Genomic DNA, 19640 nt, shown 5'->3' with positions numbered 1-19640 from the left:
GATTAAGACATGGCAAAGTATATTTTTGTCACCGGAGGCGTTGTTTCTTCTCTTGGTAAGGGCATTACTGCAGCTTCACTGGGCCGTCTGCTGAAGAACCGCGGTTATAACATTACCATTCAGAAGTTTGATCCATATATTAACATCGACCCTGGTACCATGAGCCCTTATCAGCATGGTGAGGTTTTCGTTACTGACGACGGTGCTGAGACTGATTTGGACCTGGGCCATTATGAGCGTTTTATCGATATTAATCTGACCAAGGGTTCCAACATCACTGCTGGTAAGGTGTATTGGAACGTTCTCAATAAGGAGCGTCGTGGCGACTACCTTGGCAAGACCGTTCAGGTTATTCCTCATATCACTAACGAAATTAAGCAGCGCGTATACGATGTGGCTGCTGAGAGCAATGCTGATGTTGTTATCACCGAAATCGGCGGTACCGTGGGCGATATCGAGTCCCTTCCATTTATGGAGGCCATCCGTCAGGTGAAGAAGGAAGTAGGCAAGAACGATGTACTTTACATCCACGTAACCTTGGTTCCTTATATCTCCGCTGCCGGCGAGCTTAAGACCAAGCCTACCCAGCACAGTGTTAAGGAGCTCCGGGGTATTGGTATCCAGCCGGATATTCTGGTATGCCGCACTGAGAAGCCTCTCACTGATGATATGAAGGCGAAGCTGGCCATGTTCTGTGACGTGGACAAGGAAGCTGTTATCGAAAACAGAACTGCCTCCACCATTTATGAAGTGCCTCTTATGATGCAGTCCGAGGGTCTTGACCGCATTGCCATGGAAAAGCTGAACATGGATTATGTTCCTGTAAACATGGACAGCTGGGAGCAGATGGTTCATAGAATCAACAACCCTAAAAAGCGTGTTAAGATTGCTGTTGTGGGTAAGTATGTTGAGCTTCCGGATGCATATATTTCCGTTACTGAGGCTCTCCACCATGCAGGCATCTACAATGAGGCTGACGTTAAGATTCATTGGGTAAATGCAGAGACCCTGGAGAACACCAAGAATCCGGATCTTGATGAAGTATTTGCAGGCTGCAAGGGTATCCTTGTACCAGGCGGCTTCGGCGATCGCGGCGTGGAAGGCAAGATTATGGCAATTCAGTATGCCCGTGAGAACAAGCTGCCATTCCTTGGCCTGTGCCTTGGCATGCAGTGTGCAGTTATCGAGTTCGCCCGTCACGTATGTGGCATGAGCGATGCACATAGCTCCGAGTTCTGCCAGGAAACCACCCACCCTGTTATCGATCTTATGGAATCCCAGGTGGATGTGGAGGATAAGGGCGGCACCATGCGTCTTGGTGCATATCCTTGCAAAATCCAGGCTGGTACAAAGACTGAGGCTGCTTATGGCACTCTGGAAATCAGCGAGCGTCATCGTCATCGTTATGAGTTTAACAACAAGTATCGTCAGGAGCTTAAGGATGCAGGCCTTGTTATTGCCGGTACTCTCCCTGATGACAGCCTTGTTGAAATCGTTGAGGTTAGGGATCATCCTTGGTTCGTGGCTTCCCAGTTCCATCCGGAGCTTAAGTCCAGACCAAACAACCCACATCCATTGTTCCGTGATTTCGTAACCGCAGCTTTGGATGTAAAATAATCCCAAGATAATAATCTCAAAAAAATAAGTGCAAAAAATAAATGCAAAAAAATCGGATGCAGCCATTATGACTGCATCCTTTTTTGTTAGGGTGTGTTACTCCTCTGTATTGGCAGGCTTTGTATTGATGCCCATTTTCTCAAAGAGCTCATTGAAGCGCTTGGTGATCTCATCATGGGTATCGTGGGTAATCTGTGGCATATCATCCTGTCCGATAGCTTCCTTCCAGGTGATTCCAGCCTGGCGGAATCCTTCTTCCACAGCTTCCTGCATCATCTTTAATTTTTCCGGGTCATTCCCTGCAATGGAGGTAGCCATATCCATGATACGGGTTGCCACTGCATCTACGGAATACTCGCCACCCTCGCCAACAGCCTTGGCTGCTTCCTCAGGGGTGGTTGCCACTTCCGGCAGTACAAATTTGTCCAGACCGATTTCTACACCGTCAAAGTCAAATTTGAAAAGACCCTGGTCAAGGTAGCCCTGCAACGTGGTGTTTTGCTCTGTCAGGGTCTGAATCATTAACATGTAGCTTCTGTTAATGCCCTCCTGTAAGGCGTCAACCTGTTCAGGGGTGAGCTTGCCCAGTGCAGTGGAGGCTTTTTTCACTTCCGTGGAAATATCCAGGGAAAAAGCCTCGGTGGTGGTGGTTTCGTTTGTCGCTTCATTGGTGGTAGTAGTTTTTGTCATATTGGCCTTCACCGATGCTGTTTGCTGCGACAAAGAAGAAATCATATTAACATCCATGTTCATCTTCCTCCTTCATCCTTAAAAGAAAAATTAAATACAAAGACAGAACACCTAATCCTATCTAATCTCTATATCGTAATTATAATTCGGGAAAATTAAATATAATAGAATGTATACAGTATTTTTTTCTAGTACAAAAGTTGCAGAAAAAATTGGCAAATGTTACACTAGCATAAGTGCAAGTTTGAGCAAGGAGTGGAAGATATGCAGGATAATGGAAAGAAAATATTTCTGATTTCAATAGGGCTGGTGGTAGCTATAGTAGTGGCTATTTTCGGCTATCAGGGTTACAAGGCTAAAATGGAAGAAAAGCGTCATGCCGAGTATCATGAGACTAGTCACAGCAGTGCTGTGGAGTATATAAAGGCAGGAAAATGGGATTATGCCAGCTACACCTTAGAATCCCTGGATGAGGATCGTTGTGTCGATTGTGATACATTTTTGCTATATGCCTATGCTATGATCAAATACAAAAATGGTCAGGCTGATAATGCTGGTATTGAAAGTGCCCATGACTGGTTTGAACAGATCAGCACTGACTATTCCGGTGAGTTGGCCGATGATATCCGCCGTGACCGTGAACGAGTCAATGATGATTATGAGAAAATGAAGGCCCGCCAGGCTGAAATAAAGCGCCAGGAGGAAGCTGCCCAAGCTGCCAGAAAAGCCGCTGAGGAAGCAGAACGGGCCAATAATGTATATATAGGCGACTCTGAGGAAAAGGTACGTAGGCTTTTCGGTACCCCTGACCATGTAGGCCGCGCAGTGGTGGGAGACACTGAAACAAAGCAGTTTGTATATTACGCCCCAGGCCGTAATATCATCATTTACCTCCAAAACGGCAAAGTGGCTGGGTTTATGGAGTAAATGGAATAATTGTATTTGATTGAAAAATAAGGAAACCGTGTATTTTATTGCAGGTAAGTGCAATAAAGTCCACGGTTTTTTGTGTTCAGTGCACATATTCTTTTATTGATAAATTTGACTTCTGTGGCCAACGCCAATAAGGATTATAACAAGTTTTTCGTCCTGTATTTCAGCTAAAATTCTGTAATCACCCACACGGTAACGCCACTGGCCGCTTCTGTTGGGTATTAGTTCTTTGCCGTGCTGTCGGGGATTTTCGGTCCCTACCAGATTTTTTTCTATCCATGCCTTTATCATTTTTAGAATTGATTTATCCAGTTTTTTGAGTGATTTTATAGCTTTCTCTGTATATTCTACCCTATAGTTCATAAATCAAGCTCTTTCCAGGCGTCTTCATGCGAGTAGGTTTTTACAGTACCGGCAGCCTTGTCGTTTTCGTATTCCTCAAAAACACTCATATCGTATTCATCTTCAATTCGTTCAATCATTGTGCGGCGTATAATTTCAGATAAGCTGCTGCTATTGATTTTTGCATAGTCTTTGAAGATGCTTAATTCCCGATCAGGTACCCGTAAACTGATGGTTGCCATATAAATCGCCTCCTTGTATTACAAATGTATTACAAGGAGAATAAAATGTCAATTAGAGTATTGGGCATATCGCTAATGATTAATATTGTAATTGTGCAAGAGGTTGTTGCACAATTTGCATGGTAATCAAGGACTCATAACGGAGTCATTTTTTTATGACCCTGCCCCCCAGCCGTGGCCACAGCTGCACACAACCATTAAAAAAAGCGCAGCCGCCCCCACGGCATATGCCCCACCCATAATATAAATCGTTGGTAAGAACTGCCACATCATGCTATAATTTTTCAAACAATACAGCCCTATTAAATAGCTATTAAACGAGGTTATACTATGCAATACAGAATTATCGATGGTGCAGAGAATTTGAACATTAATGATGTTGTAAGACTTTTAAAGATGACCTACTGGGCGGATAAGCGTCCTATTGAAACCATTGAAAAATCTATGCAAAATTCGGCGTGCTATGGCATATACATTGATGCAGAGAAAACGCTGGTTGCCTTTGCAAGAGTTATCAGTGACTATGCAACAACGTATTACTTGTGTGATGTAATTGTTGACACGGCATATCAGCACATGGGAATTGGCACAGCTTTAATATCATATATCGAGGCTTTGACTGAATATACAGGGTTGAGAGGCGTTTTGATTACAAGGGACGCACAGGGCCTGTATAAAAAATTTGGATATGAAGTTTTAAATGACCGTGCTATGGTTAAGCAATTGCAGGTAAGAAACCAAAATGATAAAATCAAACTAAGAAGGGAAAATAGTTAAATTTGTAGTTGGGGGATATTATGATTTACCCAGTTATGACTTTGGAAGATGATACCGTTATTACCCACACTGAAATGCGGGATGATGGTACTGTTAAAGTTTATATTGAAACTCCTGATGAACAGGATTGTTTTCACAGTATGGAATGTATATTGCCGGAGTATATAGTGAAGAATGTTAAAGGCTACTCAAAAGATGAGGTGGAACATTATTTGTCCTTAGTCAGAAGTGTAGCAAATCAAATCAATAGTAAATTCTAATTGGTAAATGGTTAATGCTTGATATAAAAATGCAACGAAAAGATTTTCGTTGCATTTTTGTTATGCATATTATATGATAATTGCAACATAAATGAAACAAAAAGGGAGGGATGGAACTTGGAAGGTTCAAATCTACATTTTGAGGAGCTGGCCTGCAAAGATGAGCAGCTTAACTTTGACTATTTTGGGAAAAAGCTGAAGGATATATTAGGTGTAACCAAGCTCACAGATGATATTTTACGGACCTTTGGTTTTTACAATGAGGAAAAACGATATAATATTGCGGCGGCTTTATTTGCAGATGAAAATAAATATAGCGGTATTGATATGGCCAGATTCGGCAATAGTATCAGTGAAATAATGGATAGAGAAACCTATTCGGGGGTATCTGTATTAAAGCAATATGATATGGCCGTGGCCATGTATGAGCGGTATTATCAATACGATAAAATTGATGGCATAGAGCGGAGAAAGGTTGAGATTATCCCAGAGAAGGCTTTTAGGGAAGCTGTGGCCAATGCCTTGGTTCATCGGACCTGGGATATTAACTCTCATATCAGAATTTCCATGTTTTCCGATAGAATAGAAATCGCTTCTACGGGAGGATTGCCAAAGGGCCTTACCAAGGAAGAATATATCAATGGTTTTATCTCCGACCTTAGAAATCCGATAGTGGCCAATGTCTTTTTTAGATTGCGTCTCATTGAGATGTTTGGAACTGGTATCAAACGGATAAAAGAGGCTTATAATGGTGCAACCCGGCAGCCTTCCTTTGATGTGACAGAAAATGCAGTATTTGTGGTGCTGCCATCTCTGACGACTACATACGAGATAACCACGGATAATAAAAAAGTAATGGAAGCATTGGAGGGGGGCATGAGGTTTTCCAGCAGCGAAATCGCCAATAAACTGGATTGGAGCAAGGCCAAAACCATTAGGGCACTGAATACTCTTCATGCCAGCGGATATATTCAACGAAGGGGCAACGGCCGGGGAACAACATATTCCATACAGTGAACTTGGTTGCATGGTATATATTAAGTACCCTAACCAGGTGTTTTGTGATATGATATAGGCGGCGTTTAAGAATAGAGAATTTAGATACAAACAGAAAAGTGTAAGGTGAAGTAATGCAGAATTTGTTATCTGTCATGTTAAAGGACAGTTCAATAGAGCAAATGAGCACCTGCTATAACAGAGGAAAGGGGCAGGCCTTTGTGTACGGTTTATCCGGTACCCAAAAGCATGCCTCCTTTTGTGCTTGTTATGCAGAAAATCCAAGAACGAGTATAATCATCACCTATGATCAGGACGAGCTGGGGGCATGGAAGGAAAATCTCATGGCCCTGCTTCCGGAGGTTGAGGTGGTGGAGCTGCCAGTTCTGGATATGGTGGACTTTAATGCGGCGGCCAAGGGTATTGCCAGAAATTCCCGCCGAATGGAAATATTGGGAAGTCTCCTTAAGGGGGATACCAGAATTATTTTGGCCACGGCCCAGGCGGCGGCCCAGAAGGGTATTTCACCAAAGCAGTTCAAGGCCCTCAGTCTTAAGCTGAAGGTGGGCACCGTTATAGAGCGTGAGGATTTGCTGGATCAGTTGGTAAAGATGGGCTACGAACGGGTGGACCAGGTGGATATGCAGGGAGAATTCTGTGTCCGTGGCGGCATTGTGGATGTATTCCCCGTAAATAGTCATGCTCCATATCGTATGGAATTCTTTGATGATGAGGTGGATTCCATACGCTTTTTTGATGTGGAAAACCAGACCTCTATTTCCAAGACAGACAAGGCGGAAATACTGCCCTTTGATGTTTTTGACGACAAGCATCGCAAGGCCATGTTTACTGAATTTATTACCACCGAGGCGGCAGTTATTGTTGACGATCCCCTTAAGGTTCGTGAGGAAATTATAAAGCTGGCCAAGGAAAATCCTGATATAAAGGGACGTCTCTTTTCCTGGGAGGATTTTCTGGGAAAGATTAATTCTTATAATGTAATATATATGGCCATGATGCTTCACAGCCTTCACAGTATAAATCTTGACCACCTTATTGGCGTTTCCGTCCAGGGTGTGGCCTCCTATCAGCGGCAGTTTGATATGCTCACCAATGATATGGAAGGCTGGTTGGGAGATAAAAATCAGGTCATTGTAACCCTTGGGGATATGGCCAAGGTGTCCTCTGTGCGGGAAATATTGGGCCGTAACCGTCTGGCCTCAGTGGAGGGGGATGCAGATACTGCCCTTAGGCCAGGAGTGGCAACGGTAGTTAAGGCAAGCCTTTTAAATGGCTTTGAGCTGCCGGGGGCCAAATTGGTGGTTGTTACAGAAAAGGATATTTTCGGCCGTCAGAAAAAACGTCTTTCCCGTGTCAGCAAGGAGGAACGCATTCACCACTTCCGTGAAATAAACGTGGGGGATTATGTGGTTCATTCCCAGTATGGTATTGGTAAATACTGCGGCGTAAAAACCGAGGAAATCGATGGCATTAAGAGGGATTACCTTTATATTCAGTATGGGGGTGAGGACCGTCTTTTCGTGCCTACTGACCAAGTAAGCATGCTGCAGAAATATATCGGCAAGGAGGGGGAGGTGCCACGGCTTCATAAGATTGGCAGCTCCAGCTGGACCAAGACCAAGAACAAGGTCCGTTCCTCTGTCAAGGATATTGCCAAGGAGCTTATCAACCTCTATGCCAAGAGAAAGCGGGACGAGGGCTACGCCTTTTCTCCTGATACAGTTTGGCAGCAGGAGTTTGAGGATGCCTTCCCTTATGAGGAAACCCATGACCAGCTGACGGCCATTGCAGAAATCAAGGCGGATATGGAGCGTCAGCAGCCTATGGACCGCTTGTTGTGTGGTGACGTGGGCTTTGGCAAAACTGAGGTGGCCATTCGCGCCGCCTTCAAGGCTGTTATGGATGGCAAGCAGGTGGCAGTGCTGGTGCCTACCACAGTTTTGGCTCAGCAGCACTACCAGACCTTTGCGGAAAGATTCCACAATTTCGGTCCCACAGTGGAGGTTATTAACCGTTTCAGAAGCCTAAAAGAACAAAAGGCTGTGGTGGCAAAGGTGGAGGCCGGCCAGGTGGATATACTCATCGGTACCCATGCCATTTTAAATGCCAAGAAGGTGAAATTCCATGATCTGGGCCTTCTCATAGTGGACGAGGAGCAGCGCTTCGGCGTATCCCAGAAGGAAAAGATAAAACAGATGGCCATAGGCATCGATGTGCTTACCCTCAGTGCCACCCCTATTCCGAGAACCCTCCACATGTCCCTGGCGGGGGCACGGGATATGAGTGTTATTGAAACGCCGCCTTTGGAGCGGTTCCCGGTCCAGACCTATGTGGTGGAGGAAAATGACAATATTATCCGAAATGCCATTAACAGGGAATTAAAGCGTGGTGGACAGATTTATTTCGTTTATAATCGGGTGGACAGCATTTATGCCATGCTGGACAGACTGGAAAAGCTGGTTCCCGAAGCCAATATCCGGGTAGGCCACGGTCAGATGCCGGAGGCCCAGCTGGAGCGCGTAATGGTGGAATTTTACGAGGGACAGTTTGATATTCTCCTTTCCACCACCATTATTGAAAGCGGTCTGGACGTGTCCAATGCCAATACCATTATTGTATATGATGCGGATAAGTTCGGTCTGGCCCAGCTCTATCAGATGCGGGGCAGAGTGGGCCGTTCCAGAAATATTGCCTACGCCTATCTCCTGTATAAGCAGGATAAGGTGCTGTCCGAGGTGGCAGAGAAGCGTCTTCAGGCCATTAAGGAATTTGCGGAATTAGGGGCCGGCTTTAAAATTGCCATGCGGGATCTGGAAATCCGTGGAGCGGGAAATCTTCTGGGTGCCCAGCAGCACGGCCACATTGCCAGTGTGGGCTTTGAAATGTATTGCCGTATGCTGGATGACGCAGTGCAGGAGCTTAAAACCGGCAAGCCAGTGGAGCGTCAGACAGATCCATTGGTGGAGATAAAGGTTCAGGCCTATATAGATAACGAATACGTGGGAGATGCCATGCACAAGATTGAGATTTATCAGCGGCTGGCAGCTCTTAGAAATAACGAAGCCCTTGAAAGACTCATGGATGAGATGGTGGACCGCTTTGGTGACCCGCCTAAGTCCGTGATGAATCTCTTTACAGTTGCCCGTATCAGAAATGAGGCCCGTCTGGCAGGAGTGCAGCGCATTACCGAGGGCAGCCAGTATCTGGAAATATATTTTGCGGGAGAGCCAAAATGCCCGGTGGAAAATCTTCTGGAGGTTTCGGGGATGTATGGCAATCACGTAAAATTCGATAATCAGGCCAAGGCCATGCTTATAGATTTGGCCATTGTGCCAAGGGCTACCATTCACGATTTTGTGCTGATAATTATGGAAATATTAAATGGCAAGGCTGTGGCCGGTGCCGCTTCAAAATGAGCATGATTTTGTAATATTATTTCCAAGCATAGATTGATAGTTGTTTATTTGGATTTATTCAACAGGAGGATTTTATAAATGGGCAGTATTACTGTTATCGGCCTTGGTCCAGGAGATTTCGGCCTTATAACCATAGACAGCTGGGAGCGTATGAAAAATGCACAGCATTTATATTTTCGCACGGAAAAGCACCCAACGGTGCCGATGATAAAGGAACGGGGCATCACTTTTACTTCCTATGACAGCTTTTATGAGGGGGCGGAAAGCTTTGAGGCCCTTTATGACGCCATCGCAAAGGATTTGGTGAAGAAGGCTGGGTCAGAGGATTTGGTGTATGCGGTTCCGGGGAGTCCCATGGTGGCTGAAAAAACTGTGGTCCTTTTGCGGGAATACTGTCAGCAGGGGAATATTAAGCTGGATATACAGCCGGGCATGAGCTTTGTGGAGGTGCTGTACAGCAAGCTGGGCATTGACCCTATTGATGGCATGACCATTATTGACGCAGAGGATTTTGATCAGCTGCCAGTGGATATGCCTACGGGACTGGTTATTACCCAGGTTTACAGCCATCAGATTGCCTCTGATACCAAGCTGAGCCTTATGGAGGTATTCCCCGATGAATATCCCATTACTTACATTCACAAGCTGGGAATGCCAGATGAAAGTATCCGCAATATAGAGCTTTTTGAGCTGGACCGCCAGCCGGATATAGATTATCTCACCAGCCTTTACATACCTCCTTTTAAGCATGAGGAAGAATTTGATATTATCCCATTAAAGGATATTGTTCATACTCTCCGTTCCCCGGGGGGATGCCCCTGGGATATTGCCCAGACCCATGAAAGCATTCGCACCAATCTTATTGAGGAAACCTACGAGGTTATTGAGGCCATCGACTTACAGGACCCTCATCTTATGTGCGAGGAGCTGGGGGACTTGCTTCTCCAGGTGGTATTCCATGCCCGTATGGCGGAGGAAACGGGAGCTTTTTCCATGCAACAGGTAATTGACGAAGCTACGGAAAAGCTGGTTCGCCGTCACCCCCATATATTTGGGGACGTGCAGGCCTCAGATGCCGGGGCGGCTGTATTGGCCTGGGAATCCATAAAGAAAAAGGAAAAGAAGGACAGGGAATCCGTATTAGATGGTGTTCCAAAGGGTCTGCCAGCCCTGATGAGTGCACAGAAGCTTCAGCATAAGGCGGCAAAAGTGGGCTTTGACTGGGATGAAATCGGCCCAGTATGGGACAAAATAAAGGAAGAAGTGGATGAACTGAAGGAAGCCCAGGCAGAGGGTGATCCCAAGCATATTGAGGAAGAGCTGGGAGACGTGCTTTTTACAGTGGTTAATCTGGCCCGTTTCCTGAAGGTGGATTCGGAGCTGGCCCTTATGAATACAAACAGAAAATTTACAACCCGCTTCCATTTTGTGGAAGAAAAGGTAAAAGAATCAGGCAAAAAGTGGTCAGATTTCACCTTAAATGAGCTGGATGAGCTGTGGAATGCAGCAAAATAGTGCTAAAATTCAAAAAAATTCAATAATTTTTAATACTTTCCTTGCAGAAACCCAGTGTTTATGGTATATTTGAGACAGTGAAGGGGTGAAAACCTAGTAATTATGCGGGTTTTCAGTTATACCTAAAAAAGAGGAGGATGTATATGAATAAGTCTCAGTTGGTTGCAAAGGTTGCAGAAAAGGCTGGCCTTACCAAGAAGGATGCTGAAAAGGCAGTAAATGGCCTGTTTGCAAGCGTACAGGAAGCTCTGGTAGCTGGCGACAAGGTTCAGATGATTGGTTTTGGTACTTTCGAGGTTAAAGCTCGTGCCGCTCGTACCGGCCGTAACCCTCAGACTGGTGAGGAAATCAAGATTGCAGCTTCTAAGAATCCTGCATTCAAAGCTGGTAAGGCTTTGAAGGACGCTGTTAACCCTAAGAAGGGCGCAGCTGCTCCTAAGAAGGACAAGAAGGCTAAGAAGGGCAAGAAAAAATAATATTCTTATGAAATGAAATACAATCTGGCTGCCGCGATTTTCTGGGGCAGCCTTTTTGTTGCCTTCCTAAATGGAAAGGTATGGTTAAAGGAATCTGATATTATGGCAAATAAAACTGTTATTATTACCGGTGGCACGTCGGGCATTGGCTTGGCTTTAGCTATGCGGTTTGCAGGAAAAGGAAATAATGTGGTTTTGCTGGGACGGGATGCTGACAGGGGCCTCCGTGCCGTAAAGACCGTTATGGAAAGGGTCAGCGGGGCAAAATGCTCCTATATACCCTGCGATGTACGAAATATTCACGACTGTAAAAATGCTGCTCAAAAGGTTGCAGATTTATATGGGCATATTGATGCGCTGGTAAATTCTGCGGGGATTTATTTTGAACGGGCCATTGAGGATATGACTGAGGAAGATTTTTATCTTATTATGGATATAAACTTCAAGGGCACCTATTTCATGACCCAGCAGGTGGCAGCAGAAATGAAGAAACAGGGCTTTGGAGTTATTGTCAATATATCCTCCGATGCCGGGGTCCATGGCAATATGCTGTGCAGTGCTTACTGTGCCTCCAAGGGGGCAGTAAATCTTTTTACCAAGGCCATGGCCCTGGAGCTGGCACCTTGGAATATCCGGGTCAATAGTGTATGCCCTGGGGATGTGATGACTCCCCTAACGGAAAAACAGTTGGCTCAATATCCAGATCGGGAGACTGCTCTAAATGAAATGAGTTCCGTATATCCTTTGGGGAAAATAGGCACACCTGAGGAAATTGCCGGCGTCGTTGAATTCCTGTGTTCTGATGATGCAGCATTTGTTAATGGTGCCATCTGGAGCGTTGACGGCGGGATTACTGCCTAGTGATAAATGGAATATATTGATACTTTTTTGGCGGTGTGATACAATGACACCGCTATATTTTTTTAGAAAAAATTAAGGAGGTATTGGTGCATGAATTCAGGAGCAAAGTCCTTTCTCATCGTAACGGCGTCTGTGGGCTCCGGACACGAAAAGGCAGCAGCTGCTGTGGCTGAAGCCATTCAAAGCCAGCATCCCCATGCTGTCATAAATATTATTGATTTCATGTCCATGAAGACCTCCTGGATAAATGCCCTTATGAAGAACTGTTACCTCAACATGCTGCACTTTGTGCCTAATCTTTACGAGTTTATGTACCAGTTCACCGCCGGCAAAAAGAAGGGCGGCTTTGTAAAATGGGCTATGAGCTCTGTTATTGTGTATTCAATGAAGGCCATTATAAAAAAATACAGGCCGGATACCATTATCTGCACTCATCCTTTTCCGGCAGATGCCGTTTCACATTTGCTGGAGCACAAAAAAGCCGATTTTGATTCCTGCGCCATAATTACTGATTATTCCGTGCATCAGATGTGGGTCTGTCCAAAGCTGAACCATTATTTTGTGGCCATTGATTCCATGAGGGATCAGTTGGTGGAATTTGGCATTAGCAAGGATATTATCCACGTCAGCGGCATTCCCGTTTCACAGCCCTTCTGCCATAGCTATGACAAGGCACAAAGCCGCAGGGAGCTGGGGCTTTCCATGGATATGCCTGTGGTGATGATGATGGGGGGCGGTCTGGGCCTTGGGGGTATGGATGCTGCCATGGACCAGCTGGAGAAGATTAAGGAGAAGCTGCAGCTTCTGGTGATTGCCGGCCGCAATGAAGAATTAAAGAAGAAGGTGGAAGCCCTCGCCCTTAAATCTCATCATAATGTTATTCCATGGGGATATACGGACAAGGTGCCGGTTATGATGGCTGCCTCTGATGTTCTTATTACCAAACCAGGGGCACTGACACTGACTGAGGCCATGTCCCTGGGACTGCCTATGGTACTCCATGAGCCTATTCCGGGTCCTGAAACGGATAATGCCCGCTTCATGTCCGAGGGGGGCATGGCAATATGGCTTCATTCCGGGGACAGTCTTTCAAAGATTATTGGCGATCTGCTGGCCCATCCTGAAAAACTGGCCCGGATGTGCCAGAATTCCCTAAAATACAGGCGTACTGACGCCGCCAACCACATTGCCAGGTGTATGAGTTAAGTGATAAAAAATTAACTTATAATGGTAATTTTTTTTAGTATTGTAGTTTTAAATTTCATGCTATAATAAACATGTAAAACTGTCTGGAAATTTCTGGGGAGTTTCTATTTTTCTATTTTTGCAATTAATATTATTAATGCTATAGAAAGCGTGTGGTGGTTAAGGTGTCAGTTACCGCATTGGAGAGTGGAAAAGATGGGGCTCTTTTGTGCCCGGAGTGCAAAAGGCCCTTAGTTTATAAAGATGGTGGCCAGGTCAGGGTTGTTGATGGCAAGGTTGACTATGAAAATATTAAGCCGCGCCATGTGTGCTTTTACTGTCAGAAGTTCTACAGAGAAATGCTTCATTCCGGCTTCTATGATGTCTTTGATTTGGATGAGGAGCTGAAGGAGGAAGCCAAAAGCCTTCACTTGGATATTCCCATGGCCGAGGAAGGGCCAGGGGAAGAAAAAACAAAAGAAGTTGATAATGTTGTTCACCTTATTAAGGGACAGGGAGGCAGCTTTAAATGTCCCCGCTGCAACAAGACTCTTCGGTGTACCGAAGGCAGTGCCATAAAAGTAGTGGGCGACAAGGTGGATTACGAAAGTATTAAGCCAAAATTTATCTGTGACAGTTGCAAGGTATTCTATCGTGAACTTCTGACCTCTGGTATGTATGATACCTTTCCTTTGGAGGAGGGGGATGAAAAAAAACAGTCAGAGGAGCATACGGTAACGGATATTAACCCGGTGGTGGCCCTGGCCAAGAATGGCTCCGGTCATTATCTTTGCCCTGCCTGCAATCAGGAGCTGGAGTTCTCTGACGGAGGACAGGTGCGGGTCGTTAATGGCAAGGTGGACTATGAAAATGTTAAACCGCGCTATATATGCAGGCGTTGTGAAACCTTCTATCGTGAGCTTTTAAATTCCGGCCTTTATGAAAGATTTGATCTTGATGAGCTGACCCTTCCGCCGGAACGGAAACGTATTATTGGTACAGGGGATTTGGAGCCTATGCAGCTTAAACGGGATGCAAATGGAAATTGTTCATGTCCCCGCTGTGGCGCCAATATGAAGTATCTGGAGCCGGAGGCAGTTAAGATTATTAACGGTCGTGCCGATATGAGAGATACTGTGGCACGTTTTGCCTGTGATGACTGCAATTCTATCTACAGGCGTATTGCCACAACAGATTATTATCAGTGGAGTGAAAATTAATTGCTTGTTAAGAACCAGAAAGGAGGACGTTTGTGAGCAGGACAAAATTACATAGTGTAAGGCCTCAGAGGCGTCAGATTAACTGGTTCGTTATTATAATGGCAGTGTTGTTTTTGCTGGCGGCCTTTAAATTGGGGGAACAGGCCCTTACCTACCATGATCTGAGCCAGGACAAGGTCCAGGCCGAGGCCAGACTTAAGGCGGCCCAGGAGGAAAATGAGCAGCTGCAGGAGGAAAAGGAACAGCTGGTGGATCCTTCCTATGTTGAAAAATTGGCCAGAGAGGATCTGGGCATGACAAAACAGGGAGAAATCCCTTATATTTATCAAAAAAAGTAAGTGCCACAAAGCCTTGAAATTCTTGACACTGAAAGAAACAGGATAGTATAATACTTGTATTAGTGTTGTATTATCTAAGGAGGAAGTATTTTGTCCATTGAAGTAGGCAGTATTGTTGAGGGCGTAGTCTCCGGCATTACTAATTTTGGTGCTTTTGTTAATCTGCCAGAGGGTAAGGTTGGCCTCGTGCATATTTCCGAGGTTGCAGATGTTTATGTCAATAATGTTAGTGAATTCCTGAAGGAGCAGGATAACGTAAAGGTCAAAGTACTTTCCGTTGATGAAAAGGGAAAGATTGCACTTTCCATAAAGCGTGCTCAGGAGAAGAAGCAGGAGGAGCAGAGCTTCGAGAAGAAGCCTTTCGAAAAGAAGAATTTTGAACCACGTCCTGCAGCCAGCAAGCCAGCTGGTGGTTTTAGCCGCAGTGCTGCCGGGCCTCGTTTCAACAATGCCACTGCATCCTTTGAGGATAAGCTTTCCAGATTTCTGAAGGACAGTGACGAACGGCTTACAGATCTTAGCCGCAAGACCGATTCAAAACGCGGTGGCCGTGGCGGTGGCCGCAGAAGATAATTTTTTGCGAATTTAAAACTGGACTGTTTATCAGTCCAGTTTATTTTATATTTTGGAGGGAATTATGAGTCTGGAAAAACGCCTAATTGAATACTGGCAACGTAATTCCCTGACAAATGGGGGGGACACTGTAATAGTGGCCTGCTCCGGCGGCCCAGATTCATTGGCACTGTTGGATCTATTATGGAAGCTGAAGGAAGGGCTGGAAATAAGGGTGGTTGCCGCCCATTATGAGCATGGTATACGGGGACAGGCGTCCAGGGAGGATGAAGCCTTTGTAAAGAGATTTTGCCATGAAAGGGACATTCCCTTCTATTCGGAGTCTGGCAATATCCCCCAGCTAAGCAGGGAAAGTGGGGAATCTCTTGAAACCTGTGCCAGAAGAATGCGCTACGGATTTTTACATAAACTTTCCCAAAGGTTTGATAACGGCATAATTGCTACTGCCCATCACGCCGATGATCAGGCTGAAACAGTGATGATGCATTTTTTGCGTGGTACGGGGCTTAAAGGGCTGACGGGAATTTTGCCAAAGCGTGACAACATCATTCGCCCACTTCTGCCCTTTGTCAAGGCGGAACTGGTGGAATACTGCCATAAGCAGGGGCTGGAACCAAGACAGGATGCCACCAATGATGAGACCGACTGCACCCGCAATAAAATCAGGCTTCATCTGCTGCCACTTTTGAAGTCTGAGTACAACAGCAATATTACTCAGGGAATGTGTAATCTGGCGGCAACTGCCTCAGCCGAGGAGAAACTGCTTCATGATCTTACCTGTCAGACAGCGGCTAGGCTATGTTCCCAGGAGGGACAGGAAAAGGGCTGTTATAAATTTTCAGCTTCTGAATTTTTAAAGGAGCCATTGGCCATCAGACGGCGGCTCATTCAGTATTTGGTTCAGAAAATAAGTCATGGGACAACCCTCACTTTTAGGCAGGTGGAGGCCATATTGGAGCTTATAGAAAAAAATGTCACCGGCAGCTCTCTTGATCTTCCCAATGGGTGCGTTGCCAAAATCAGTTATGGTATTTTTAATTTATTAAAAAAAACTGAAAATATTTTGCCAAGTCATGGTACAATAGAAGATACACCATATAAAATAATTCTTAGTTTGGGAAGTACTGTAGCATTGCCCGGAGGCGGTGCTATATCTGCCTATGTGACTGATTCATTGGAGGGGGAAGGTCCTTTCTCCAAGGATAAAATATATTGTGATGCTGACAAGTGCGGTATAGAGCTTATAGTGCGTTATCGCCGGGAGGGTGACAGAATCAGACTTAAGGCAGGCAGCAAAAAGCTTAAGGATTTCTTCGTAGATGCCAAGGTGGAACGAAGCAGCCGGGACCGTATGCCTCTGGTTGTGAGCCCCGTTACGGGTGAAATAATCTGGGTGGCAGGCCTGAGACAGACGGCAACGGCACTGGCTGACGGGAATACAAAGCAGTATGTAATACTTTCTTATGTAAAAGGAGAAAAATAAAATGAAAAAAGATTTGGAAAGTGTAATGTTTGATGAGAAGGCTATTGCAGCAAAGGTTGCTGAGCTTGGTCAGCAGATTGCCAGGGATTATGAGGGCAAGGATGTGGTTGTAGTAGGTATCCTGAATGGTGCAGCTGTATTCTTCACCGATCTTATCAGACAGATTAAGCTGCCAATCAACATTGATTTTATTGCGGCCTCCAGCTATGGCGATGCTGCAGTTTCCAGCGGCAAGGTAAATATTAAGAAGGATCTTAACAAGGATATTGCCGGCCGTCATGTACTCCTGGTGGAGGATATTATTGATTCCGGCATTACTATGAGCAATCTGATGGCTATCCTTAATGAGCGCAAGCCGGCCAGCGTGAAGCTCTGCGCCCTTCTTTCCAAGCCATCCCGCCGTCAGGTGGATGTTAAAATCGACTATTGCGGCTTTGAGGTTCCTGATGAGTTCCTGGTGGGCTATGGACTTGATTATGCTGAAAAATACAGAAACCTTCCTGTAATTGGTGTTCTTAAGAGAGAAATTTATTCATGATATTTTCATGATACTGTAAGATAATCTTTCAATGTGGTATAATACTTAGTTGTGAAGATTATAATGCCTTTTTTAGGGGGTTGAGGTTTGAATAAGTTTATCCGTAATGTGGGTTTTTACCTGCTAATCATTCTGGTTGCCATATCATTAATTGATTATTTTTCTGCCAAGGGTCCTTCCAAGATGGAGATGAATTATTCATCTTTTGTGCAGGAAATCAATGATGGCAAGGTAGCCAAAGTTATAATTGTAGAAAACATAATTAAGGGTACCCTAAGTGATGGTACCGAATTTACTACGGTTCTGCCTACTTACCCTAGTGAGAACAGCGATGTTATCAAGCTGCTTTCCGATAAAAATGTGGATATTAAGGCAGAAAATCCGCCGGAGCCACCATGGTGGTCCACCCTGTTATCATCTGTACTGCCTATCCTGTTGTTGGTGGGTGTGTGGTTCTTTATCATGCAGCAGAGCCAGGGGGGCGGCAGCAAGGTTATGTCCTTCGGCAAGAGCCGCGCCAAAATGAGTGGCGGGGACAAGGTTAAGGTCCGTTTTGAGGATGTGGCCGGTGCTGATGAGGCAAAGCAGGAGCTGGAGGAAGTTGTAGAATTTCTGAAGCATCCGGGCAAGTTTAATCAGTTGGGTGCCAAGATTCCAAAGGGCGTTCTTCTCTTTGGGCCTCCGGGTACTGGTAAAACCCTTCTGGCCAAGGCTGTTGCTGGCGAGGCAGGGGTTCCTTTCTTCTCCATCAGCGGTTCTGACTTTGTGGAGATGTTTGTGGGTGTTGGTGCTTCCCGTGTCCGTGATCTCTTTGATCAGGCCAAGAAGAACTCCCCTTGTATTGTATTTATTGATGAAATTGATGCCGTAGGCCGTCAGCGTGGTGCGGGTCTGGGTGGCGGTCACGATGAGCGTGAGCAGACTCTTAACCAGATGCTGGTTGAGATGGATGGCTTTGCCGCCAACGAGGGCATTATTATAATTGCGGCCACCAACCGTCCTGATATTCTTGATCCTGCCCTTTTGCGTCCAGGCCGTTTCGACCGCCAGATTGTGGTGGACAAGCCGGATGTTAAGGGCCGTGAGGCGATTCTTAAGGTTCATACCAAGGATAAGCCAGTGGACAAGGATGTTGATCTTAACGTGCTGGCAAGACGTACTCCTGGATTTACTGGTGCGGATCTTTCCAATCTTGTTAATGAGGCGGCGCTGCTGTCTGCCCGTCGTGACAAGAAGACCATAGCCATGCAGGAGATGGAGGAGTCCATTGAGCGGGTAATGGCAGGTCCTGAACGTAAATCCAAGGTGATGAGCGACAAGGAAAAGAAGCTTACAGCTTATCATGAAGGTGGCCATACTTTGGTGGGGATGCTGCTGCCAAATGCTGATCCTGTCCATAAGGTTACCATTATTCCTAGAGGCAGGGCTGGCGGTTATACCCTCATGCTTCCTAAGGAAGACCGTTCCTATGCTACCAGAAGCGAGCTGCTTGATCAGTTGAAAACCCTGCTGGCAGGCCGTGTGGCTGAGGAAGTGGTGCTTAAGGAAATCAGCACTGGTGCCCAGAATGATATTCAGAGAGCATCACAGCTGGTAAGAAGCATGATTACCCAGTATGGTATGAGTCCTACCCTTGGTCCTGTGGCCTATGGTGAAAGCCGTGACCATCAGGTATTCCTTGGCCGTGATATCAATAATCAGAGAAATTATTCTGAGGACGTGGCCAGCGATATTGACAAGGAAGTCCGCAAGTACATCGAGGAGGCTTACGAAGCCTGTCGTGTAATCCTTACAGAAAATATCGATAAGCTTCATGTTATTGCTGAGGCACTCATTGAGAAGGAAACTTTGGAGGCCTCCGAACTGAAGGAGCTGGTTGGCTTTGGTAACGTTACCGAAAAGGAAGAGGCTGAAAAGAAGCCGGAAGAACCTAAGGATGACGATGATGAGCCAAAGCTGATTCCTTTGGAGCCAGCAGATCAGACCCCTGTTGAGGGTGATGAAACGGCTGACAAGGATGAGGACGAGGTGGAGGTTCCTTATACTGAACCGGAACCAAAACTGAATAGCACTACTGAGAAATAAGTATCCGATAAGTATTCATAGGGGCTGAAGCATGAAATAATTAATGCAGCAGCCCCTTTTGATGGTTTTATG

General features: G+C 45.6%; 19 protein-coding genes. 16 read left to right on the top strand and 3 right to left on the bottom strand.

The genetic code is table 11. From position 1 onward, the window contains the following. Positions 1-9: 9 nt before the first annotated feature. Complete coding sequence (locus T525_RS0112010) at positions 10-1617, top strand: CTP synthase (RefSeq protein ID WP_027407378.1); 1608 nt, start codon at positions 10-12, stop codon at positions 1615-1617. A gap of 96 nt (positions 1618-1713) precedes the next feature. Here the strand turns inward: T525_RS0112010 and T525_RS15150 are convergent, their stop codons facing one another. After that, positions 1714-2364, bottom strand: coding sequence for a hypothetical protein (locus T525_RS15150; RefSeq protein WP_051533579.1), 651 nt, complete (start codon positions 2362-2364; stop codon positions 1714-1716). Positions 2365-2571: 207 nt separating this feature from the next. Here T525_RS15150 and T525_RS0112000 point away from each other — a divergent pair, with 207 nt between their 5' ends. Then, positions 2572-3234: a hypothetical protein gene (locus tag T525_RS0112000; RefSeq protein WP_027407377.1), complete on the top strand. Its 663-nt coding sequence runs from the start codon at positions 2572-2574 to the stop codon at positions 3232-3234. Between the two features lie 102 nt (positions 3235-3336). On the opposite strand, the gene T525_RS0111995 is transcribed toward T525_RS0112000, so the two are convergent. Next, the gene (locus T525_RS0111995; protein WP_027407376.1) at positions 3337-3603 is read right to left on the bottom strand and encodes a type II toxin-antitoxin system RelE/ParE family toxin; all 267 of its coding nucleotides are present in this window, start codon (positions 3601-3603) and stop codon (positions 3337-3339) included. Next, on the bottom strand, positions 3600-3824 hold the full coding sequence (gene relB, locus T525_RS0111990) for a type II toxin-antitoxin system RelB family antitoxin (protein ID WP_027407375.1): 225 nt from the start codon (positions 3822-3824) through the stop codon (positions 3600-3602). The genes T525_RS0111995 and relB overlap by 4 nt, the downstream gene beginning before the upstream one ends. Before the next feature lie 330 nt (positions 3825-4154). Here relB and T525_RS15145 point away from each other — a divergent pair, with 330 nt between their 5' ends. From T525_RS15145 to ftsH, 14 genes are all read left to right on the top strand, one after another. Next, positions 4155-4601, top strand: coding sequence for a GNAT family N-acetyltransferase (locus tag T525_RS15145; protein ID WP_051533578.1), 447 nt, complete (start codon positions 4155-4157; stop codon positions 4599-4601). Positions 4602-4621: 20 nt separating this feature from the next. Beyond that, on the top strand, positions 4622-4861 hold the full coding sequence (locus T525_RS0111980; RefSeq protein WP_027407374.1) for a hypothetical protein: 240 nt from the start codon (positions 4622-4624) through the stop codon (positions 4859-4861). Positions 4862-4978: 117 nt separating this feature from the next. After that, the gene (locus T525_RS15140) at positions 4979-5878 is read left to right on the top strand and encodes an ATP-binding protein (protein ID WP_051533577.1); all 900 of its coding nucleotides are present in this window, start codon (positions 4979-4981) and stop codon (positions 5876-5878) included. Positions 5879-5991: 113 nt separating this feature from the next. Next, positions 5992-9294, top strand: coding sequence for a transcription-repair coupling factor (mfd, locus tag T525_RS0111970; RefSeq protein ID WP_027407373.1), 3303 nt, complete (start codon positions 5992-5994; stop codon positions 9292-9294). 78 nt (positions 9295-9372) lie between these two features. After that, positions 9373-10809: a nucleoside triphosphate pyrophosphohydrolase gene (mazG, locus tag T525_RS0111965; protein WP_027407372.1), complete on the top strand. Its 1437-nt coding sequence runs from the start codon at positions 9373-9375 to the stop codon at positions 10807-10809. 143 nt (positions 10810-10952) lie between these two features. Then, on the top strand, positions 10953-11285 hold the full coding sequence (locus T525_RS15135; RefSeq protein ID WP_051533576.1) for an HU family DNA-binding protein: 333 nt from the start codon (positions 10953-10955) through the stop codon (positions 11283-11285). A gap of 102 nt (positions 11286-11387) precedes the next feature. Continuing rightward, a complete protein-coding gene (locus tag T525_RS0111955; protein ID WP_027407371.1) occupies positions 11388-12146 on the top strand; it encodes an SDR family NAD(P)-dependent oxidoreductase in 759 nt (252 codons plus the stop codon). Positions 12147-12236: 90 nt separating this feature from the next. Continuing rightward, positions 12237-13352 (top strand): glycosyltransferase, encoded by a 1116-nt coding sequence (locus T525_RS15130; RefSeq protein WP_037325647.1) that lies wholly within the window; start codon positions 12237-12239, stop codon positions 13350-13352. A gap of 164 nt (positions 13353-13516) precedes the next feature. Next, positions 13517-14551, top strand: coding sequence for a hypothetical protein (locus T525_RS15730; RefSeq protein WP_051533575.1), 1035 nt, complete (start codon positions 13517-13519; stop codon positions 14549-14551). Between the two features lie 32 nt (positions 14552-14583). Continuing rightward, positions 14584-14889, top strand: a complete 306-nt coding sequence (locus T525_RS0111940; RefSeq protein WP_037325646.1) for a septum formation initiator family protein — start codon at positions 14584-14586, stop codon at positions 14887-14889. A gap of 90 nt (positions 14890-14979) precedes the next feature. Beyond that, complete coding sequence (locus T525_RS0111935; RefSeq protein WP_027407369.1) at positions 14980-15462, top strand: S1 domain-containing RNA-binding protein; 483 nt, start codon at positions 14980-14982, stop codon at positions 15460-15462. A gap of 64 nt (positions 15463-15526) precedes the next feature. Further along, entirely contained in the window at positions 15527-16945 is a 1419-nt protein-coding gene (gene tilS / locus T525_RS0111930) for a tRNA lysidine(34) synthetase TilS (protein ID WP_027407368.1), read from the top strand. 1 nt (position 16946) lies between these two features. Continuing rightward, positions 16947-17483 carry a hypoxanthine phosphoribosyltransferase gene (hpt, locus tag T525_RS0111925; RefSeq protein WP_027407367.1) on the top strand — a complete coding sequence of 179 codons (537 nt, stop codon included), beginning with the start codon at positions 16947-16949 and terminating at the stop codon, positions 17481-17483. An 87-nt stretch (positions 17484-17570) separates the two neighbouring features. After that, the gene (gene ftsH, locus T525_RS0111920; protein WP_027407366.1) at positions 17571-19568 is read left to right on the top strand and encodes an ATP-dependent zinc metalloprotease FtsH; all 1998 of its coding nucleotides are present in this window, start codon (positions 17571-17573) and stop codon (positions 19566-19568) included. Positions 19569-19640 lie beyond the last annotated feature (72 nt).

It is taken from the genome of Anaerovibrio sp. RM50, from assembly GCF_000622005.1.
Classification (GTDB): Bacteria; Bacillota; Negativicutes; order Selenomonadales; family Selenomonadaceae; genus Anaerovibrio.
The sequence above is the reverse complement of the archived record's forward strand: the minus strand, read 5'-3'. Positions and strand labels throughout refer to the sequence as shown.

Bases quoted from the DNA above. Each gene is read 5' to 3' on its own strand.
- T525_RS15135 (WP_051533576.1), top strand. From the start codon at position 10,953: ATGAATAAGTCTCAGTTGGTTGCAAAGGTTGCAGAAAAGGCTGGCCTT.
- T525_RS0111955 (WP_027407371.1), top strand. From the start codon at position 11,388: ATGGCAAATAAAACTGTTATTATTACCGGTGGCACGTCGGGCATTGGC.
- hpt (WP_027407367.1), top strand. From the start codon at position 16,947: ATGAAAAAAGATTTGGAAAGTGTAATGTTTGATGAGAAGGCTATTGCA.
- mazG (WP_027407372.1), top strand. From the start codon at position 9,373: ATGGGCAGTATTACTGTTATCGGCCTTGGTCCAGGAGATTTCGGCCTT.
- T525_RS0112000 (WP_027407377.1), top strand. From the start codon at position 2,572: ATGCAGGATAATGGAAAGAAAATATTTCTGATTTCAATAGGGCTGGTG.
- T525_RS15145 (WP_051533578.1), top strand. From the start codon at position 4,155: ATGCAATACAGAATTATCGATGGTGCAGAGAATTTGAACATTAATGAT.
- tilS (WP_027407368.1), top strand. From the start codon at position 15,527: ATGAGTCTGGAAAAACGCCTAATTGAATACTGGCAACGTAATTCCCTG.
- relB (WP_027407375.1), bottom strand. From the start codon at position 3,824: ATGGCAACCATCAGTTTACGGGTACCTGATCGGGAATTAAGCATCTTC.
- T525_RS0111980 (WP_027407374.1), top strand. From the start codon at position 4,622: ATGATTTACCCAGTTATGACTTTGGAAGATGATACCGTTATTACCCAC.
- mfd (WP_027407373.1), top strand. From the start codon at position 5,992: ATGCAGAATTTGTTATCTGTCATGTTAAAGGACAGTTCAATAGAGCAA.
- T525_RS15150 (WP_051533579.1), bottom strand. From the start codon at position 2,364: ATGGATGTTAATATGATTTCTTCTTTGTCGCAGCAAACAGCATCGGTG.
- T525_RS15130 (WP_037325647.1), top strand. From the start codon at position 12,237: ATGAATTCAGGAGCAAAGTCCTTTCTCATCGTAACGGCGTCTGTGGGC.
- T525_RS0112010 (WP_027407378.1), top strand. From the start codon at position 10: ATGGCAAAGTATATTTTTGTCACCGGAGGCGTTGTTTCTTCTCTTGGT.
- T525_RS0111995 (WP_027407376.1), bottom strand. From the start codon at position 3,603: ATGAACTATAGGGTAGAATATACAGAGAAAGCTATAAAATCACTCAAA.